The following is a 19,825-nucleotide window of genomic DNA, read 5'->3' as shown; positions in this document are numbered from 1 at the left end:
ATTATTGAGAAGTGCAGATTTTTTCTGATAAACTGCGGAGCAGTTATTCGGTGCAGAACTGAGGCGCGAAGAGGATAATTTTATCTGCCTGATGAGGTTGCTATAGATTATACAAGAGAGTAAGGGGTTAGATTATGGATATAAAAAAAATAGAGCAAATGGGAATGGAGCAGGGGTTTTCGCATGTGGTGTTGCTGGATTGTGATACGATTGAGCTGAAGCCGGAGGTTCGACAGATGTGTGCAGCGGATACCTGTCATAAGTATGATAAGTGCTGGAGCTGTCCTCCGGGATGTGGCTCTCTTGAGGAATGTGAAGCGAAAGTCCGGCAGTATAAGTATGGGATTATTGTTCAGACAGTTGGTGAATTGGAGGATGTTTTTGATGGCGAGGGAATGATGGAAACGGAAGCCAGACATAAGGAGTATTTTGTGGAATTTGAGAAGAAACTTCGGGAGATTTATCCGGATATGCTGGCGATTGGTGCGGGATGCTGTACGAAATGTAAGGTCTGTACTTATCCGGATGCTCCATGCAGGTTTCCGAAACAGGCTTTCTCATCGATGGAGGCTTACGGGATGCTGGTAACACAGGTTTGCCAGGCCAATGAGCTACAGTATTATTATGGGGATTGTACGATTGCTTATACGAGCTGTTACCTTCTGGAATAACATTTTAGCCGAATCAGGTAAGTCCCCTGTGGAGCAGTTATTTGGTGTAGCGAAGCGGATTACGAATATCTGCTTGATTTAAATCAAGTAAATTCTCTGGTTACTGTTCACTGGTAATATCCCGCGAGGTGTTTTTTGTGAGCGAAGGTCACAGAAAACCCGAGATATACCGCGCGAATTTATGCGATTAGCATAAATTCTGTGCATCGCGAAGCGTGTTACTGAGAACGGAGTGAACAGTAACATTCTCTGTGGAGGTTGCGGAAGGGGAAGTCAGTTTTCGTTGTAAATAACAGTGAGCTATGATAAAATACAGATATTGAAAGCGCAGAGCGTGTTTGAAAAAACAAAAAATCCTTCGCCGCAGGGCGGGGGATTTTTGGCAGAAGGTATTAAGGGTGGCTTGAGGATATGACAGTACTGGAACAGTTAAGAAAAACAATTGAAGACGGACATCCGGGGGAGACAGAGAAGTTGGTGAGGGAGGCATTGAAGCAGCATATTCCTGCAGGGCGGATTGTGGAAGAGGCCATGACTCCGGCTATGCGAACAGTGGGAGAGAATTACAAATCCAATGGTGCGGATATTATTAAAATTCTGGCAGCAGCCCGAAGTGTGCGCAAGGGTTTTGAATTGTTGGAGGAACAGGACTCGCAGTTTGGCAGGAGGAATATCGGAACTGTAATCCTTGGAACGGTGGAAGGTGATCTGCATGATGTAGGTAAGAATCTGGTTGCGATCATGTTTCGTAGTGCCGGATTTAAGGTGATCGATCTGGGAGTGGATATTTCTGAGAAGCAGTTTCTGCGTGCAGTGAAACAGAATCCGGATGTGTCGATCGTGTGTATCTCCTCGCTTTTGAGTACTTCAATCCCGGAGATGGAGCAGGTGGTGAAGTCTCTGAAACGAAGCAGCAGTAAGCATAAATTTAAGATTATGGTTGGTGGAGGTGCAGTAACGGAGCAGCTGGCGAAGAATATGGGAGCAGATGCCTATACAGAGAACTGTATTGAGGCTGTGGAAGTTGCGAAGACGTTTATTGTGTGAGAACCGGGCTGACAGGTGCGTATAAGAAAGACATAATGTGAGTTAAATTGCTATAGAATTGACTGGTAAAATAGGTGCTTCAATTATGTGACAGGAGGATTGTAGACTTGCAGCTGTCATCAGTTTATTTATATGAAAAAATAAAAGAGAAATATGAAATTACGGAAAGGGGAACTTTATCCGGTTCAGACGGATATCTGCGCCCTTTTTTGTGTTATGAAAAAAAAGAAACATTTCGACATGGGCATGTTTATGTGGTACAGAGATATGACAAAGAGTGGGAATCGGCAGTTCTGACTGCTGAAAATATACTCTGGGTATTTTGTGGGAGAGAGGAAATTGATGCTGCATCAGAAGAGCTTCAGCAGATTCCGTATATTCATATTGCACTTGATAGTCTGGAAGAAATAGCAGAATTTATGAATGATGTGCAGGAGATTTTTGATGCGGCTGATGAATGGGAACGGAAGATTCATGATCTGATGTTAGAACATGCCGGAATGGACAGGCTTTTGCAGGTGACATCGGAATTTCTGCAGAATCCGATGTCTGTAACAGGACTGGATTTTACCTTCGTGGCGGAAGCGGGAAGCGAGTATCTGCCGCCGAGGGCGCGGCTGTATACAGATGACGGGTTGAATATGGAATATGTAAATGCGCTTCTGCAGAATGAAGCTTATCGAGATATGGCAGATACACATGAATATGTAATGTTTCCGGCTTATATCAGTGGATGTCGTTCGATGAACAGAAATCTGTTTGTGGATGGGAAAGCAACTCACAGGCTGGTTTTGACTGAGTGCAGATCAGAGATTACACTGAGAGTTATCTGTGTACTGGATATTCTGGTGGAGAAACTGGAGTATTTGCTTGCGCATGAAGCGGAGGAAGAAGATCCGGACAGGGATATGGAGCAGATTTTTGTCAGGATTTTGTCTGACAGAACTGCGGATTATATGCAGGTGAGTAGAGAACTGAGTGAACTGGGATGGAGTGGAAATCATGAATATATGTGTCTGATCCTGCAGATTACCTATCTGAATCAGCAGAATCTTTCCACAAAGGCAATCTGCCGATATATTAAGAAGAAATTTGAGGATTCTGTGAGTTTTCTTTATCAGGATGAAATTGTGGCATTTTTTGACCTTACCAGACTTGGAAAAAGCCAGGAGGAAGTAGCCGGAAAACTGGTTTATTTTATCAGGGATACTTATCTGAAAGCCGGATACAGCAGGGTGATGACAGGACATATGAATCTGAGACGGCAGTATGTGCAGGCGAAGACGGCTCTGGATGTAGGAAGCCGTAAGAAGCCTTATCTGTGGATTCATTATTTCGGTCAGGTGGCACTGACCTATATTCTGGAACAGGCAACAAGAAGATTGCCGGGAACAATGATCTGTCATGAAGGGCTGCTGGAATTGAAGAAGCATGATGAGGAGAATCAGACTCAGTATATGGAGACATTGAGAGTGTATCTGGAGCAGCATCTCAGTGCAACTCAGGCGGCAAGGGAATTGTTTATCCACCGCAGTACGTTTCTTTACAGGCTGGACAGGATTAAGGAAATCCTGCAGTCTGAGCTGGATGATCCGGAGGAAATTTTTTATCTGGAATTGTCATTCAGGCTGCTGGAGCAGGAGCAAGAGAAAGAATAGTACGGGAACAGAATAGTGCAGATATCTGGAAAGGTCAATTATTTGTGGAGGGAGATGTTTTGATAAAAAAATTCAGGTACGCTTGAGCGTACCTGAATAAATGTTAAAAGAGATATTATGTTATTTAGCTTCCTCTTCGGCAGCAGCATCTTCTTCAGCTTCCAGAGCCGGGTCTACGTGAACGGCGGCTACGGATACAACTGCAGCTTCAAGGTCTGTCTTTAAGTCTACATCTTTGTCCTGGGCGATGGCAAGGTCTTTGACTTTGATTACGTCGCCGACTTTCATGTCACCGACATCTACCATAATTTTGTCTACCAGTGCTGATGGGAGAGCTCTGAAGGAGATTTCTTCCAGATGCTGCTGTAATACACCGGCTTCCAGTTTGTCGTGGTTTACAAGTACGATCTCTGCTACGGAATGTACTTTCTCGTTGCTTACCAGTGCCTGGAAATCTATTTCATCCACCTGTCCTTTTAACGGATTGAACTGGATCTCTTTGATCAGTACGTCATATGACTGACCATCTACATCCAGCATAATCTGGCTTCCTTTGTTACTTGTCTTGAGAAGTTTCTCGACAGCAGATTTCTCGATTTTAACAGGAAGAGAACCTTCCATCTCTCTGCCAAATACGTTACCTGTAACGTAGCCTTCTCTTCTTAATCTTTTGGCCTTTGTGTCCATTGTTCTTTTTTCAGCTTTTAAAGTATTCATTTGACTTTTCCTCCATTTTACAGCTGAGGTGACACGCTTGACACTATCTTTAATTTATGAGCATCCGAAATGCTCCAGGTGGTGTTAAGTATTTTTGAGTATTCAGTTGTTTGTTCTTTATCTTTGTTACAACTGTATTATAACACGCTAAAAATGAAATGCAAGAGGAAAATGTGAAGAGTTTGTGAAATTTAAGTAAACACAAACAAAGCCCTCCGGAAGTGACCGCTTCCGGGGGCTTTGCATTTAATCTAATTAATCATTAATTACAGAGTATCATTTCTTCTGATATAACCAGGCTGTTCAGCTGGGGAAACGATTTCTTTTTTATGAACGAGTTTCGCCCATTTGTCGACTACTTCATTCTCTACGTGAACACCCTCACCTACAGTAACTTCAGCGAGAACAACACTGTTTCTTACAACAGCACCTTTTTTAATGACACATCCACGACCGATTACGGAATTCTCAACAGTACCTTCAATCTGGCAACCGTTGGAGATTACGGAATTCTTCACATCTGCAGTATTGAAATACTGAGTCGGGCAGGAATCATTGGTACGTGTATAGATTGGCCAGTTATCATGGAAAAGTTCCTGAGCTGACTTGTAATTAAGGAGAGCCATGTTTGCAGCATAGTAACTTGGGAAGTCTGTAATGCTTGCAAAGAATCCCTTGTGTGCAACGCCGCGGATGTCCAGAGTTTTGCATTTATCATTCAGGATATCTGCCAGTGTATACATGGAAGAAAGATTCTTGGCTTCTTTGATCAGGCTGATGAAAAGCTCTGTTTTCATAACACAGGTATCCATATAAACATACTGATTCTTCTTATTACCATGATTCGGTTCGATGGATTCCACACCTTTCTGGCGGTTCAGTCCCAGAACATTACAGGTAAGATAAGCCTCTTTTGCATTATCAACAGCGTGATAAAGGAGAGTAACATCTGCACCGGACTCAATGTGTGTATGTAAAAACTGGTCAAAATCAATTGAATAAACCATATAGCTCGGGGCAATGACAACATACGGATGATTCATTCTGCTGAGGGACTCCATGTTGTCCAGATAGCAGGAGATATCGGTGTTATAGATATCATTGTCATTATTGTGCTCTGAGAAGAGAAGCTGAAGTTTGCCGCTCTTGGAGTTGATATTGTAATGACGTCCTGTTCCAAGATGTTCTACAACAGAACGGGGTTTATTATTGATATAGACCTGAATACGTTCAATGTTGCTGTTGGTCATATTGGAGATAGGGAAGTCAATGACTCTGTATCTGCCAAGGAAAGAAAACGCACCGATTGGGCGATAATCCTGCATACCATCTACATAAATATTTCTCCCGGAAGAGCTTACGATTCCAAATGCCTTATACATATTATTCTGCCCCCTTTACGCGTTTCGCTACAAGCTCAATGTGCTCACTGTCTGCGGCACCGACAACTGCACCTTTACCGATGCGGACACCGTCAGCTACAAGTGCACGCTGAACAACGGCACCCTCTTCTACAACAACACCCGGCATCAGTACACTGTCGATAATTCTGGCACCTGCACCAATCTTAACACCTGTAAAGAGAACGGAATGCTTAACTTCGCCCTGAACAACACAGCCCTGTGTGATATATGCATCTTTAACATCTGCTTCTGCGCTGATGTACTGTGGAAGTGCGGTAACATCTTCTGTATAAATCTTCCATGACGGATCACCCAGATCCAGTTCATTCTTGGAACTTAACAGATCCATGTTTGTTTCCCAGAGAGAGTCGATGGTACCAACATCTTTCCAGTATCCTTCAAATTTATATGCATAAAGAGTTCTGTTATCGTTAAGCATAGTAGGGATGATATCCTTACCGAAGTCATGGCTGGAATCCGGATTCTTGATATCAGCCATCAGCATCTTGCGGAGGAGTTTCCAGGTGAAGATATAGATACCCATGGATGCAAGGTTGCTCTTCGGATGCTCAGGTTTCTCTTCGAATTCTACGATACGTCCGGATTCATCAGTATTCATGATACCAAAACGGCTTGCCTCTTTCATCGGAACTCCGATAACTGCGATGGTTGCATCTGCCTTTGCTTCTTTGTGGGCTGCAAGCATCTTGTCATAGTTCATTTTATAAATATGGTCACCGGAAAGAACAAGAACGTATTCAGGATCAAATTTATCAATGAAATCAATATTCTGGGAGATTGCATCTGCAGTTCCGCGATATACATTCAGATTCTCATCTGCTTTCTCACGTGGAGGAAGAACGTAAACACCGCTGTTTTTAGCATCAAGACCCCAACGTCCGCCGGCTGCCACATAACTGTTCAGCTGGATTGATTCATACTGTGTAAGTACACCTACAACATCAACGCCACTGTTGGCGCAGTTGCTTAAAGGAAAGTCTACGATACGATATTTACCGCCGTATGAAACGGCCGGCTTTGCCACTTTATTGGTAAGATCATGCAGACGGCTGCCACGACCGCCGGCCAGGATCATGGCCAACATACTATTTTGTTTCATAATAGTGAACCCTCGCTTTCATTTGTTAGGTAATATTATACATTTTTTCCTGACATTTTTCCATAGGTTTCTGAAAAAAATATGTAAAAACTTTGCTACAAACTAAGTAAAATCGACGAAAAATTATACATTATATACAAATATCGAGACGAATCGCATGACAGGGGATTAAAGATATTTGTAAATTATGCTCATAACGTAGCCAAAATTCATTCCAGATTGCCTGCGGCAATGGAATTTTGGCCTGTATGTCTCGGGATTTTGGCATATTTATGCCAAAACACCTCGCGGAATAATGCTGTGTGAACAGTAACATTTGTTCACAAATTTAAGTGAAACGGGTGGACGTATAATAGTTCTTACGCTATAATAGGTAGGAATTTATAGAAGAAATGCGTAACTGTGAAAATACTGAACAGTTACAGAGAAACAGAGGTTATCACGTGAGTAAAAGAGAAGATTATAAACGATTTATCGTATTTTGTCTGGCGAGTCTGGTGGTTCTGGCACAGGCGGCGGTCTTTGCATGGGTGTGGTATTCCGTTTACAGAGGACAGATCGACGAGCCTTTCTGGCGCAAAGGTAACTGGGTACTGATCGCAATCTACGGTCTGATGTTTGCCCTGTTTGCCAAATTGTACGGAGGACTTAAGGTTGGATATCTTAAGAGGATTGATGTATTTTATTCGCTGACACTGGCACTTTTGTGTACCAATGTGGTGGAATATCTGGAGATCACCCTGATCAACAGATGGTTCCTGAGCGTATGGCCTATGATCGAGATGACAGGAATACAGCTGGTTCTGATCATTATCTGGATATTTGGTTCAAGGTATATCTATTCCGGACTTTACCGCGCACGCCGGCTTCTGGTCATTTACGGTGACCGGGATCCAGGGGACGACCTGATCCATAAGATGAATTCCCGAAAGGACAAATATGACATCAGCGGCAAGGTACACATCAGTGTGGGAGAAGAAAAAATCCATCAGATGATGCAGGATTATGACGGCGTGATCATCTGGGATCTGCATTCAACAGAGAGAAACCGTTATCTGAAATACTGTTTTGCACATTCTGTCCGATGCTATGTGAGTCCGAAGATTTCGGACATCATTCTTATGGGAAGTGAACGCATCCATCTTTTTGACACACCGCTTCTGGTATCCAGAAATATGGGACTGGCAGTAGACCAGCGTGCTGCAAAGAGAGTTATGGATATTCTGATCTCAGGGATCGGCATTATAATCACTTCACCGATCATGCTGATCATAGCGATTGCGGTAAAAGCATACGACAGAGGTCCGGTGTTTTATTTTCAGGACCGTCTGACATTGGGTGGAAAGCCCTTTAAGATCTGTAAATTCCGCAGTATGTGCGTAGATTCGGAGAAAAACGGTGCAAGACTGGCATCCAAGCATGATTCCCGTATCACACCGGTAGGTCATGTGCTGAGAAATCTTCATCTGGACGAGCTTCCTCAGCTTTTCAATGTATTTAAGGGAGATATGTCTCTGGTAGGTCCGCGTCCGGAACGTGAAAGTATCATGCTTGAGTATGAGAAAGAGCTTCCGGAATTCTATTATCGTCTGAAAGTTAAAGCAGGTCTTACCGGATATGCGCAGGTCTACGGTAAGTATAATACAACTCCTTATGACAAATTAAAGCTGGATCTGTTTTATATTGAGAATTATTCCTTCCTGCTGGATATCAAGCTGATCTTTATGACAGTTAAAATCTTTTTCCAGAAAGAAGTATCTGAGGGAGTAGATGACAGACAGGTAAATGCGTTGAAGGATTCCGGGAAAAACGTCGGAGTGTCAGAGAATAAAACGGAGGAATGACAATGAATAAACCGCTGGTATCTGTGATCATGCCGGTTTACAACGGAGAAAAATATATTAGAAAGGCTGTGGAATCCGTCTATGAACAGGGAGTTTCGCTGGAACTTCTGGTGATCGATGACGGTTCTACAGACCATACAGAGGAAGTCCTGTCTGCCTATGAGGGCAGAGAGGACTTTCGGTATATTAAGAATGAACAGAATATGGGAGCTGCAGGCTCCAGAAACAGAGGAGTCGGGCTGGCACAGGGAACCTACATTGCTTTTCTGGATGCAGATGACTGGTGGGAGCCAGGCAAGCTGAAAGAACAGCTGAAACGTCTGGAAGAGACAGGATACGTGCTGTGTTCTACAGGGCGGGAACTGATGAAAGCGGACGGAAGCAGTACAGGACGGACAATCCCTGTAAAAGAGAAGATCACCTACAGAGAACTTCTGAAACATAACAGCATCAACTGTTCTTCGGTAATACTCAGAAGGGATGTGGCGCGTGAATTTCCCATGGAGCATGACGACAGCCATGAGGATTATATCACCTGGCTGAAAATCCTGAGAAAATACGGCTGTGCTGCCGGAATCAACAAACCCTATCTGAAATATCGTCTCAGCGAAGGCGGCAAATCCAGAAACAAACTGAAATCAGCAGCCATGACTTACAATGTCTACAGATACGCCGGTTACGGCAGGATCAGAAGCTGTATTTTTTTCTGTTCTTATGCTGTACATGGAATATGGAAATATTGCTACTGTTCACTTCGTTCACAGTAACGTAGCCAAAATTCATTCCAGATTGCCTGCGGCAATGGAATTTTGGCTTGTATGTCGCGGGATAGTGGTGTGTGAACAGTAACAAAATATTTCCATTGACCGAAATGTTAAGTTTCTATTCCATAAATCGTAAAAATATGTTATGCTTGTTGCAGTAAATATGACTTTGCGGTTAATTGCCCGTTACATTGCTGTGCGTTTTTTTGTCTGCCGGTCATCTGAAGAATCTGGCAGAATGGGGTTGTATGTTCACACAGCAGAAGTCAGAAATATGATTAGAGGATAGTACTTAAACATGAAAATAAAAAAAGAGAGAGCGGCGGTGCCGTACTCCTGCCTGATCGATAACATTAAAGTTTTGCTTATCTTTCTGGTAGTATTTAACCATATTATTGCATTTAACCTTGTAAAGGTAGACACTGTAGTGAGATATGTGTGGTATGCGATCACGATTTTTCACATGCCTGCATTTGTTTTTATTTCAGGATATCTGTCAAAGAAACCTCAGAATGTGCTGAAGAATTTTAAGAACCTGCTGATCCCTTATGTTCTGGGATATACCTTAACCTGGTATTCACAGATATGGCTGGGCAGATCTGTAGATTATGAGATACTGCGTCCTACCGGAAGTGTCATGTGGTATATACTGGCACTGTTTATTTACCGCCTTACCATTGAGGCCCTGGGTAAGATCAGATTTATTGTTCCGCTCAGTATCCTGTTCGCATTATGGGCAGGAACCAGACCGGAATTTACCACATTCCTGTCATCATCAAGAATCGTGGTATTTTTCCCGTTCTTTGTTGCGGGGTATCTCTGGAAGAGTGAATATATCACAGCAATCCGTAAATTTAAGGGAAAATGGATCCTGGTAGCAATCTCCGGAGTCCTTTTGTGGGCGATACCGAATTATATGATTCCAAATGAAATGGGAATCGCTATTTTCCGAGGTAATCATGGATATCAGCTCTGTGGCCTGACGGATCCTCAGGGAGTGATCCTCAGACTGCTGATGTATCTGGTATCTTTCGTAGTGGTCTATACGATGCTTGCGTTAGTGCCGGACATCAAACTGCCGCTCACCTATGTGGGACGACATACAATGGGAATTTATTTCTTCCATTATCCGATCATGATCATTATGAATGGTTTATATATCCTGATGCTTCCTGCAATGAACAATGTATGGGTGCTTCTGGGAGTATCACTGGTATTTGTACTTGTACTGGGAAGTCTGCCTGTGGATCTGCTCTATACGGGTGTTTTGAATCTGATCGCATTTATCCTGATCAAGAAGGATAAGACAGTCAGAGATGAAGGCCTGGAAGAAGAGTATGACAGCGAATATGATGAATATGAACTTCTCAGAAGAAAGAAAGCCATCGCAGAGCTTGCGGCAACGCTTGATTCAGAGAGTGAGCAGGACGGACATGTGGAGAAAGTAAATATGGACGAGGATACACCGGATCATACTTCTTCCGACAGTCATGAAGGCTTCAGCAATGTGGCCGGCATGGAGCTGGAGATTGAAGAAGATAATCTGGATGATATCCCTGATGAACTGATCAAAGGGGAAGAGGGGCTTTCGCTGGAAGACCTGATCCAGGAACTGGAAGCTACTACCAGAACGATGGACAACAATAAAGAACCATAAACACAAAGGAAGAGTTTTGAGATACAAAAACAGTATTTCAAAACTCTTCTTTTTGTAAAGTTAATGCGAATTTAACATTTTTGTAACGGACAGGTGACGGAAGTTGGGAAGTATGATATAATCAAAGTATCTATCGTATGGAGCAGGAAAACTGTTCGGCAAAATAAGAATATTTTTTTCAGGGGAGTTATGACAGAAGAATGAAGAGAGTAATCACATATGGCACTTTTGATCTTTTTCATAAAGGCCACTACAATATTATCAAAAGAGCAAAAGCACTTGGTGATTATCTGATCGTAGGTGTCACAAGTGAGAGCTTTGACATTGAGCGGGGCAAACTCAATGTGCGGGACAGCCTCATTAAGAGAATCGAGAATGTGCGAAGGACGGGGCTGGCAGATGAGATCATCATTGAGGAATATCAGGGACAGAAGGTCAATGACATCATTAAGTATGATATTGATGTCCTGGTGGTAGGATCTGACTGGAGAGGGAAATTCGATTACCTTAAGAACTACTGTGATGTAGTTTATCTGGAAAGGACCAAGAATATTTCCAGTACAAAGCTTCGCAGTGAAGGTGTTATCTTTAATATGGGAATCGTGACGGATGACATCCGGGATAATGATTTTGTGGAGGAATCCAAATATGTCAGCGGAGTTCATGTGGAACGTGTATTCAGCGAGGATCACGAGACTGCACAGAGATTCTGTGATAAATATGAGTTAGGTTCCTGCTGGAGCAGCTATGATGAATTTCTGGCAGATGTAGATATTGTTTATATCAAGACATCGCTGAACCGGAGAGCAGAATATATTGAGCGAGCGCTGAAAAAAGGAAAATATGTGATCAGTGATTCGCCCATGACACTTTCCTCAGAGAAACTGCGCTACCTGTTTCAGGTGGCAAGGGAGAACAATGTGGTTCTCATTGAACGGACCACACTGGTCTACCTGCGGGCGTTTAATCAGCTGGTATGGCTGGTACACAGTAACCTGGTGGGAGATCTGGTAAGTGTCAAATGTGCAATCTCCCAGGATGATTTCGAGGGCGGCAGGACTTTTAATGAGACGGTCTGCACAGCTATCTGCGCAGTACTGAAACTGCTGGGAAAAAAATGCCAGGATATCAACACCAATGCGGTCCGCAATCAGGAAGGCCGTTTTGTATATGATATGATTTCCATGAAATACGCCGGTGCACTGGCGACTATTGAGATCGGAACAACGGTTGACATTGAGAATGAACTTGTGATCATCGGAAGCAACGGCAGGGTAACTATCCCTAATGACTGGTGGAATACCGGATACTTTGAAGCCAATATTTCAGGAAAAGAATTTCTGAAAAGGTACAGCTTTAACTTCGAGGGAAATGGTTTCCGCTATCTGCTGCAGGAGCTGATGATTATGATCAGAGACAAACGGACAGAATGTACCCGGCTTTTCTATGATGAGTCGGTAAGAATAATAGAAATTTTGGAAACAATCAACAGAAAGGACAATTCATGACGGAGAAACAGAAATACCTCCTGAAGCTTTTCAGGGAGGTTGATGAAATCTGCAGAGAACATAACCTCAGATACGTGCTGGCAGGAGGCTCCCTGATCGGAGCTCTCAGACATGAGGGATTTGTTCCCTGGGATGATGATGTAGACCTTTATATGCCACGTCCGGACTGGGAGAAATTCATAGAGATATGCAAAACAGAACTCCCGCCTGACAGAGAGATACAGTGTTCGGAGGTGGACAGAAACTATACAAATTCATTTCCGCGCTACGCATCCACCAATACCTGTGCCATCCATAAGAGCCAGATTATCGGGAAGGACTGCGGCGGAGAGATCATAGACATTCTTACACTGGATCCTGTTCCGGCTGACGACAAAGAATACGAGAAATATAGAACACACATGATGATCTACTCAGATCTTATCAATATTTCTGTAGGCTACAGCGACCGCTGGGAGATACCTGCATCCATGTATCTGAAGTATCTTCTTTCTTATATTTTTCTTGGCAAAAAAAGAACACTGGCAAAGCTTGAGAAGATCATGTTCTCCTATAAAGAAGAGGAATGTGACCGTTATGCCATGCGTTGGGGCGGCTGCCCATTTCTTTTTGATAAGGATATGATGTTCCCTGTAAAGGATGGCATCTTTGAGGGAAAAAAGGCAATGATCCCAAATAAGTGCAGTGACTATCTGATCTGGCATTATGGAGACGAGTGGTCATATATGCCTCCTCATGATAAGAGGGAGGGTCATGTAGCAGTGTGTGTAGATGATCTTCCTTATCAGGAGCTACGTGAAGAATACATGCCGAAGATCAATAAGGAAAGATTGCGCTGGGACAGTGTGTTCCGAAAGTTCTACAATATGCGCATTGCGAAAAAAAGCCATAAGGTCCGCCAGGATGGGCTTGCAATGAAAGCCCGCGCTGTTGCACTGGACCTGCAGAGAGCGATCGATGAATCAGGACTTAAGATCAGTGAGCTGGTGGAAAGCAGATCTTTCCGTAAACTGAGTGCACTTTTTGGCTCTTATTATAAGAATCAGCTCAGTGCTGACTTTATCGGAAGGGAAGACTATACCAATATTTATGCCTTTTATCATCCAACACTTGTGGAGATACCTGACGATGTATTCTATGCAGCAATACTGACTCTGTTTTATACAGAACGTGTATCAAAGGCATATAGAATGCTGCAGATCCGTAAGCAATGGGATCATCTGAGCTCTGATATGGAGAAACTGAAGGAAGATATTGAGCTTTTCCGGAAAGCAGCGGATCACTATGAGTTTCACAGGATGAAGGAAGCAGAGCAGATCATCAGCGACCTTTTGCAGAAATATCCGGGACATCCGGGATTTATGAAATTTAAGTGCAGGTTTCTGATGGAGGATGCGGGAGAGAACCGGATCGAAGCAGAACGTTTTCTTGATAAGGCTCTTAAGATGTTTCCTGAGGATGGTTATTTCCTGAAATATAAGGCAGATATCCTCTGGATGGATGGCGAGATGCAGAAAGCGGCAGAGCTTTATCTTCAGGTAAAGAATAAGACAACTAACGGAATTGTATGGATGGAGATGGATAGATTCTTCAGAGGATACAAATCTGAAATCCTGAAAAGCTGTGAAGAGCTTATTGCAAACCACAACAAGAAGGAGGCTCTCGCATTGATGGAGCTGTGGAGTCGTCTGATACCTGAGGATGATGATATCCAGGGAGCATTATATCTGGCAAAAACAGTGTGTGCACGTACGCAGAGCGAGATAGAGAAAGAAATCGGTGAAATCCGGGCTGTGATCGGCACACAGATGATCACGCCAGTCAGTGTGGAGAAAAATCCGGGAAAAAGCAGAAAACAGATAAAATCAGATAGAACATCAGATGAAACATCGGCTGATGATGTGAATAAAAAAGTATCAGATCCGTCAGCAGAAACTGAAGAAGTTAAAGCGCCGGCGGATATACAGGTTAAAGTTTCAGAAGAACATAAGATGTACAGGAAAGCTCTTACAAGAGCATGGAAGCGGCTGGGGTATTCCGATGAGCTTGCAGAACTGCGCACCCAGATCATCTGTACAGGTGAGGAGAGCGAATTGGAGTGGCTTGCAGAACAGGTACGAAACCGTCAGTTCCGCAGAGAAGAGAAAGCCTGCGCTTATAAGCTGGTGGGTGATGTCAGGATGAAACAGGGACAGACCAGGGAGGCTTTTGCAAATTATAAGAAAGCACTGGAATATGAGATGCCTTCTTATGTAAGAACAGAGCTGTACCGTATTTTTATCAATGATCTGAACGACGGCAGCAGACAGGCGAAAAGCTTTGGAAAGAAGACGGATATTACAGTTGTACTTGATAAATGGCTTGATAAATATGAAAGTATTGAAGATATTAAGAAGATCGTGCAGACTGTAACTGTTAAGTGACATCAATAGAAATGGAGTAAAGAGTTGAACAAAAAACAAAAGGTGATTTTATCATTATTACAGGAAATCGATGAAATATGCCGCCGGAATAAAATAGAATATTACCTCTCTCCACGACTGACACTCTGCGCAGTGGAAGGGCATCCTTTCCCACAGAATCCCATGTTTGGAGTTGTGCTGATGAAAACAGCGGATATGGAACGGTTCCGTCTGGCTGTGGATGAAGATCCAAGGGAAAAGAGAGCACTGGAATCCATGAAGAGCCACAAATGGTTCTCAGGATTTTATCTGAGATATACAAATACAGATACCCTGTGCCTGAATCTGGATAATACCAGAGACTATGCATTTCCAGGGATAGGAATCAGTATTTTTCCATTGAGGACACCTGTGGGTTCTGCAGCTGCAGATCACAGATTCTCCAGGGATGAGAATGCATGGACTGAACTGTGCCATATTAATTATGCGGAAAGAAACTTCAAGAGCAGAGTAAATCGTACGATAATGAGAATGCAGTGTCTGATAACCGGACGTCAGGGACAGGCAGCACATTTATATGATAAATTTATTAAACTTCATCAACAGCCTGATGCAGATAAGTATATTCTTAAGAGAAGAAAACAGACAACAGTTTTCCCTGCGGAGATTTTTGCAGAGAGCAGACGGGTAATGTTAGAGGGTGTAGAACTTCAGGTTCCTGCAAAAACAGCAGAGTACCTTACTGTAAGCTATGGTAAGAATTATAAAGATGTAAAAGAGCCTCGTTATGTTACACCTATTGCACTTGCAGTCAGTGCGAGAGTAAGTTATACACAGTTCTGGAAGGAAGCCGGCAACTTTGAGAAATATTGTAAGGAACGAATGAAAAATGCCCGCAAGCTTGCAAGAAGCAGAAGACATAAAGACTATTTTAATGAATGCTGGGATTATGTTGAGTTCTGTGGGGAACGCATGAATATGGGTGTTGCTTATGAAAAGCAGAAGGATTATATCAAAAACCTGTATAAAAATGAAGATTACATGACACTTGAGAAGGTATTCCGTCCATACTTTAAGATGATGCAGAAGAGTCTGCAGAAAAACGAACTCTTTGCAGAGGATGAGGAGATCTTTGATATTTATATAGACGTACTGGAAAAAACAGGAAAGACAGTACAGAGGGGTAAGATCGGTACGCTGATCTGACGGGAGGAAAAATGAAGCTTTCAGATTATATTGTTACGTTTTTACAGAAAAAAGGAATCCGTCATTTCTTTGGATACCAGGGAACGATGATCGCACATCTGGTAGATTCCATTGAAAGAAATCCGGAGACAGAGAATCATTCCAGTTACAATGAACAGGGGGCAGCTTTCGCAGCCTGCGGATATGCACAGGCGAAGGAAGAATGTGCCTGCGCCTATGCTACTAGCGGACCGGGAGCCATCAACCTTCTGAGTGGTGTGGCAGATGCCTATTACGACTCTCTGCCTGTGATCTTTCTGACAGGGCAGCTGAACACGTATGAGTACTCCGGGATTAAAGGACTGCGTCAGCAGGGATTCCAGGAGACAGATATTGTGGCAATGGCGAAACCGATCACGAAATATGCTGTTCAGATACGAAACCCTGAGGACATTGTGGAGGAATTAAATAAAGCATACCATATTGCAACCACAGGACGCAGAGGACCGGTGCTCATCGATCTTCCCATGAATATCCAGAGAAGTGAAGTGGAGAATCCGGTCTATGACATGACTTTTGAGGACAAACATACAGATGCAGCTGCAGCACAGCGGGCGGCAGATACGATTCTGGAAGCACTGGAACAGGCAAAACGTCCGGTAATCATGTTGGGCCATGGCGTGGACAGCAGCTTCAGCCAGCAGAAACTGATCCGCTTTGCACAGAAGAGACAGATTCCGATCATCACCAGCGTTCTGGCGAAATCAGTTCTGGGATACGACCATCCGCTGAATTTCGGGTGCATCGGCGGTGCCTATGGACACCGTTATGCAAATATGATCGCCAATGCAAAAAGCGATCTGCTTCTCTGTTTTGGCATTTCTCTGTGTACCAGACAGATCGGAACCAAAGTACATGAATTTGCCAGAGGTGCAAAGATCATACGTATAGATATTGATCCATACAATCTTCAGAGAGATATCCATGAGAATGGTGAGAATGAGGTAAAGCTTCAGGCAGAGACAGGAGCAGTGATTGATTGTCTTGCAAAAGTGGATGATCCTGATATAGAGGGTGTAAGTGACTGGTTGAATGTCTGCACAGAGATTAAAGAAAATCTTCAGGCAGTTGATGATGCCACACCAGAAAGATATCCGAACCGTATGATCGCAGACCTCAGTGATATGCTGGAGGATACCTCCGCGATCGCAGTGGATGTAGGACAGCATATGGTGTGGAGTTACCAGTCATTCAAGAATCATGAAGGACAGAAACTTCTCTTCTCCGGCGGACATGGAGCTATGGGCTACGGGCTTCCGGCAGCTATCGGAGCGTATTATGCAACCGGAAAACCGACCGCCTGTATTTGTGGAGATGGTGCACTCCAGATGAATATCCAGGAACTGGAGTGGGTGAAGAGAGAGAATCTTCCTGTTAAGATCATGGTTATGAATAATGAAGCACTTGGCATGATCCGTCACCTGCAGAGAGATTATTTTGACTGTCTGTTCGCAGGAACCACAGACGGCTGCGGTTTTGCTTCCTGTAATTTCGCAGAGGTGGCAAAGGCTTACGGCATTCCCGCACTGAGAATGCTCTGCGATGCAGTCAGAGAAGAAGCACCGGAATTTCTGGAAGGGGAAGGCCCGAAACTTCTGGAAGTTATGCTGGAGCATGGAACTTTTGCATATCCCAAGACCTGTCTGGGTGAACCGATCCATAATCAGCAGCCATATGCACCGAAGGAAGTTTATGACAGACTGATGGAATTGTAGGAGTGAAGAATATATTTCGGTAATGTGGAATATATAATATAGAAGGAATTTTTTTGCAGGCAGTCCGTTTTATGGAAGTGGGGAGACTCCCGCATGACAGAGAACAAATCTGTCTGTATTATAGATGAATAAAAAGAGGGAATATAAAATGAGCAAGGTAACAGTGATCACAGGCGGCACCTCCGGAATCGGACGCGGTATTGTGGAGAAGATACTGGCAAATTCAGCAGAAGATGATCTGATCTTTGCCACTTACGCTCACAATGCATATAAAGCCAATGAATTCTGGGACAGCCTGAAACCGGAAGACCAGGAGAAACTTATTATTCTGAAAGCGGACATGTCTTCCTATGACGATATGATGAATTTCGTCGGAGAAGTAAAAGAGAAAGCAGGACACATAGACTGGCTGATCAGCAATGCGGGAATCAGCACTTACGATAAATTTCAGGATTACACTTTCGAGGAATGGAATAAGATCGTAAATACCAACCTGTCTGTACCTGTATTTATGGTCAAAGAATTTATGCCTGTTATGACAGAGGGCGGAAGAGTACTCTTCATGGGTTCCTATGCAGGGCAGCAGGCATACTCCTCCTCTCTGGTATACGGCGTGACCAAGGCTGCCATCCACTTCCTTACCAAATCGCTGGTAAAGGAATTTGAGCCAAAAGGCATCACAGTCAATGCCATTGCCCCCGGTTTCATCCAGACGCCCTGGCATGAGAACCGCACACCGGAAAGCTACGAACGCATCAACCGCAAGATCGCACTGCACAGATTCGGTGAGATCAAAGACGTGGCAGATATGGCGTACAGTATACTTACCAATAACTACATGAATGGAAGTATTGTAGATATCCATGGAGGATATGATTACTTCTGACAGATTTAAAATATGAATCCCCGACAGATAAGATTACGAAAATTTCGTTTTTCCTGTCGGGGATTTTTGCATATTTCGGGAATTGTCCGACAGTTTAAACCATGGTATTATGAGGTAAAACAGGGAAGTTTTTTGAAAGAAGATTTTTATGTAAAAAATAAAATTATGTGACTGATTTGTGACCTGAGAAGATTATAATAATACCGAGAGAAGTCTGAAAATATTAAGAAGTTATAATAGAAGAAGAAAGATTATTGATTTTGATAAAGTCCTCTGTGGAGTTTGCGAAAAGCAATAAGCAGTGGGAAGGGAGAAAGATTAGATGAATCAGGTAGTAATTGTACATTTTTTTGGAAAGTTCTGCCTGGAAACTGATATTGGATATCTGGACGAAGAGAAGATTCATTCCAAAAAGCTCATAACACTTCTGGCATTTTTTCTTCTGAACTATAACCGGATGATTACGGCAGAAGAACTTGGAGAGCTGATGTGGGGAAATGGTGGTTCGTCCAATCCAATAGGCGCACTTAAAAATCTCATATACAGGCTGCGAAATATACTGAAACAGCTTGGAACTGCGGAGTACATAGTCTCACAGGCCGGCAGGTACGGCTGGAATAATGAAATAGAAATCTGCAGTGATGTGGAGAAATTTAAGTATTATGCAGAACAGACAAGAGAATCTGAAGGCAATACAGACCTTCGAATCAAAAAATACGAACAGGCATTGGCCTGCTATAAAAAGCCCTGCACCTCGATTCTTACATCAGAATCCTGGTTTGCAGTACGGTTCACATATTATCACTCAGTGTATCTGAGACTTGTAAATGAAGCGTGTGAACTGTGCAACAGTATGCAGGAATATGACAAAGTCCAGAAAATCTGCGGTCAGGTATTAGCCAATGATGAGCTCAGTGAGGATGCTCATTACTGGCTGATTAAAAACTGGATCGGACTGGGTGATACAGATAATGCACTGAAGCAATATGAAACAGCAGTAAAGATTCTGTATGAGAAACTGGGAACCTACAGTTCCCGGAAAATGCAGGAATTATATGATGAAATCCTGGGAATGAACCAGAACGCTTCCCAGGCAACGCTGGAAGATATCTACGGCGAAATACAGGAGCAGGATTGATATGCTACCCTCATATAGGACAATGAAATATAAAAGTCCTATATGGGGGT

Annotated in this window: 15 protein-coding genes; 12 read left to right on the top strand and 3 right to left on the bottom strand. The window is 43.2% G+C overall.

From position 1 onward, the window contains the following. Positions 1–134 precede the first annotated feature (134 nt). The 3 genes from LJE09_RS13110 to LJE09_RS13100 all read left to right on the top strand — a co-directional run bounded on the left by LJE09_RS13110 (position 135) and on the right by LJE09_RS13100 (position 3,376). Entirely contained in the window at positions 135–671 is a 537-nt protein-coding gene (locus LJE09_RS13110) for a DUF2284 domain-containing protein (protein ID WP_022381148.1), read from the top strand. Between the two features lie 411 nt (positions 672–1,082). Next, on the top strand, positions 1,083–1,718 hold the full coding sequence (locus LJE09_RS13105; RefSeq protein WP_025581283.1) for a cobalamin B12-binding domain-containing protein: 636 nt from the start codon (positions 1,083–1,085) through the stop codon (positions 1,716–1,718). A gap of 107 nt (positions 1,719–1,825) precedes the next feature. After that, complete coding sequence (locus LJE09_RS13100; protein ID WP_202031372.1) at positions 1,826–3,376, top strand: PucR family transcriptional regulator; 1,551 nt, start codon at positions 1,826–1,828, stop codon at positions 3,374–3,376. 120 nt (positions 3,377–3,496) lie between these two features. Here LJE09_RS13100 and LJE09_RS13095 read toward each other — a convergent pair whose 3' ends face one another. The 3 genes from LJE09_RS13095 to LJE09_RS13085 form a co-directional block, all read right to left on the bottom strand. Further along, complete coding sequence (locus LJE09_RS13095; RefSeq protein ID WP_227311423.1) at positions 3,497–4,093, bottom strand: 50S ribosomal protein L25; 597 nt, start codon at positions 4,091–4,093, stop codon at positions 3,497–3,499. Between the two features lie 266 nt (positions 4,094–4,359). After that, the gene (gene glgD, locus LJE09_RS13090) at positions 4,360–5,475 is read right to left on the bottom strand and encodes a glucose-1-phosphate adenylyltransferase subunit GlgD (RefSeq protein ID WP_227311422.1); all 1,116 of its coding nucleotides are present in this window, start codon (positions 5,473–5,475) and stop codon (positions 4,360–4,362) included. 1 nt (position 5,476) lies between these two features. Then, a complete protein-coding gene (locus LJE09_RS13085) occupies positions 5,477–6,616 on the bottom strand; it encodes a glucose-1-phosphate adenylyltransferase (protein ID WP_227311421.1) in 1,140 nt (379 codons plus the stop codon). 443 nt (positions 6,617–7,059) lie between these two features. Here LJE09_RS13085 and LJE09_RS13080 point away from each other — a divergent pair, with 443 nt between their 5' ends. From LJE09_RS13080 to LJE09_RS13040, 9 genes are all read left to right on the top strand, one after another. Continuing rightward, complete coding sequence (locus LJE09_RS13080; RefSeq protein WP_118614574.1) at positions 7,060–8,460, top strand: exopolysaccharide biosynthesis polyprenyl glycosylphosphotransferase; 1,401 nt, start codon at positions 7,060–7,062, stop codon at positions 8,458–8,460. Positions 8,461–8,462: 2 nt separating this feature from the next. Next, positions 8,463–9,227 carry a glycosyltransferase family 2 protein gene (locus LJE09_RS13075; protein WP_022380408.1) on the top strand — a complete coding sequence of 255 codons (765 nt, stop codon included), beginning with the start codon at positions 8,463–8,465 and terminating at the stop codon, positions 9,225–9,227. A gap of 295 nt (positions 9,228–9,522) precedes the next feature. After that, a complete protein-coding gene (locus tag LJE09_RS13070; RefSeq protein ID WP_227311420.1) occupies positions 9,523–10,881 on the top strand; it encodes an acyltransferase family protein in 1,359 nt (452 codons plus the stop codon). A 200-nt stretch (positions 10,882–11,081) separates the two neighbouring features. Continuing rightward, positions 11,082–12,389, top strand: a complete 1,308-nt coding sequence (locus LJE09_RS13065) for an adenylyltransferase/cytidyltransferase family protein (protein WP_008705390.1) — start codon at positions 11,082–11,084, stop codon at positions 12,387–12,389. After that, the gene (locus LJE09_RS13060; protein WP_227311419.1) at positions 12,386–14,812 is read left to right on the top strand and encodes a LicD family protein; all 2,427 of its coding nucleotides are present in this window, start codon (positions 12,386–12,388) and stop codon (positions 14,810–14,812) included. Before LJE09_RS13065 ends, LJE09_RS13060 begins: the two co-directional genes overlap by 4 nt. 24 nt (positions 14,813–14,836) lie before the next feature. After that, on the top strand, positions 14,837–15,997 hold the full coding sequence (locus LJE09_RS13055; protein WP_227311418.1) for a LicD family protein: 1,161 nt from the start codon (positions 14,837–14,839) through the stop codon (positions 15,995–15,997). A gap of 11 nt (positions 15,998–16,008) precedes the next feature. Then, positions 16,009–17,751, top strand: coding sequence for a thiamine pyrophosphate-binding protein (locus LJE09_RS13050; protein WP_227311417.1), 1,743 nt, complete (start codon positions 16,009–16,011; stop codon positions 17,749–17,751). Positions 17,752–17,899: 148 nt separating this feature from the next. Beyond that, positions 17,900–18,637: an SDR family NAD(P)-dependent oxidoreductase gene (locus tag LJE09_RS13045; RefSeq protein WP_227311416.1), complete on the top strand. Its 738-nt coding sequence runs from the start codon at positions 17,900–17,902 to the stop codon at positions 18,635–18,637. Between the two features lie 322 nt (positions 18,638–18,959). Next, positions 18,960–19,775, top strand: a complete 816-nt coding sequence (locus LJE09_RS13040; RefSeq protein WP_227311415.1) for an AfsR/SARP family transcriptional regulator — start codon at positions 18,960–18,962, stop codon at positions 19,773–19,775. The last annotated feature ends 50 nt before the right edge of the window (positions 19,776–19,825 follow it).

Origin of the sequence: Blautia sp. DFI.3.45 (genome assembly GCF_020593505.1) — a bacterium.
Classification (GTDB): Bacteria; Bacillota; Clostridia; order Lachnospirales; family Lachnospiraceae; genus Blautia_A; species Blautia_A wexlerae.
This window is presented reverse-complemented; position numbering and strand designations above follow the sequence as displayed.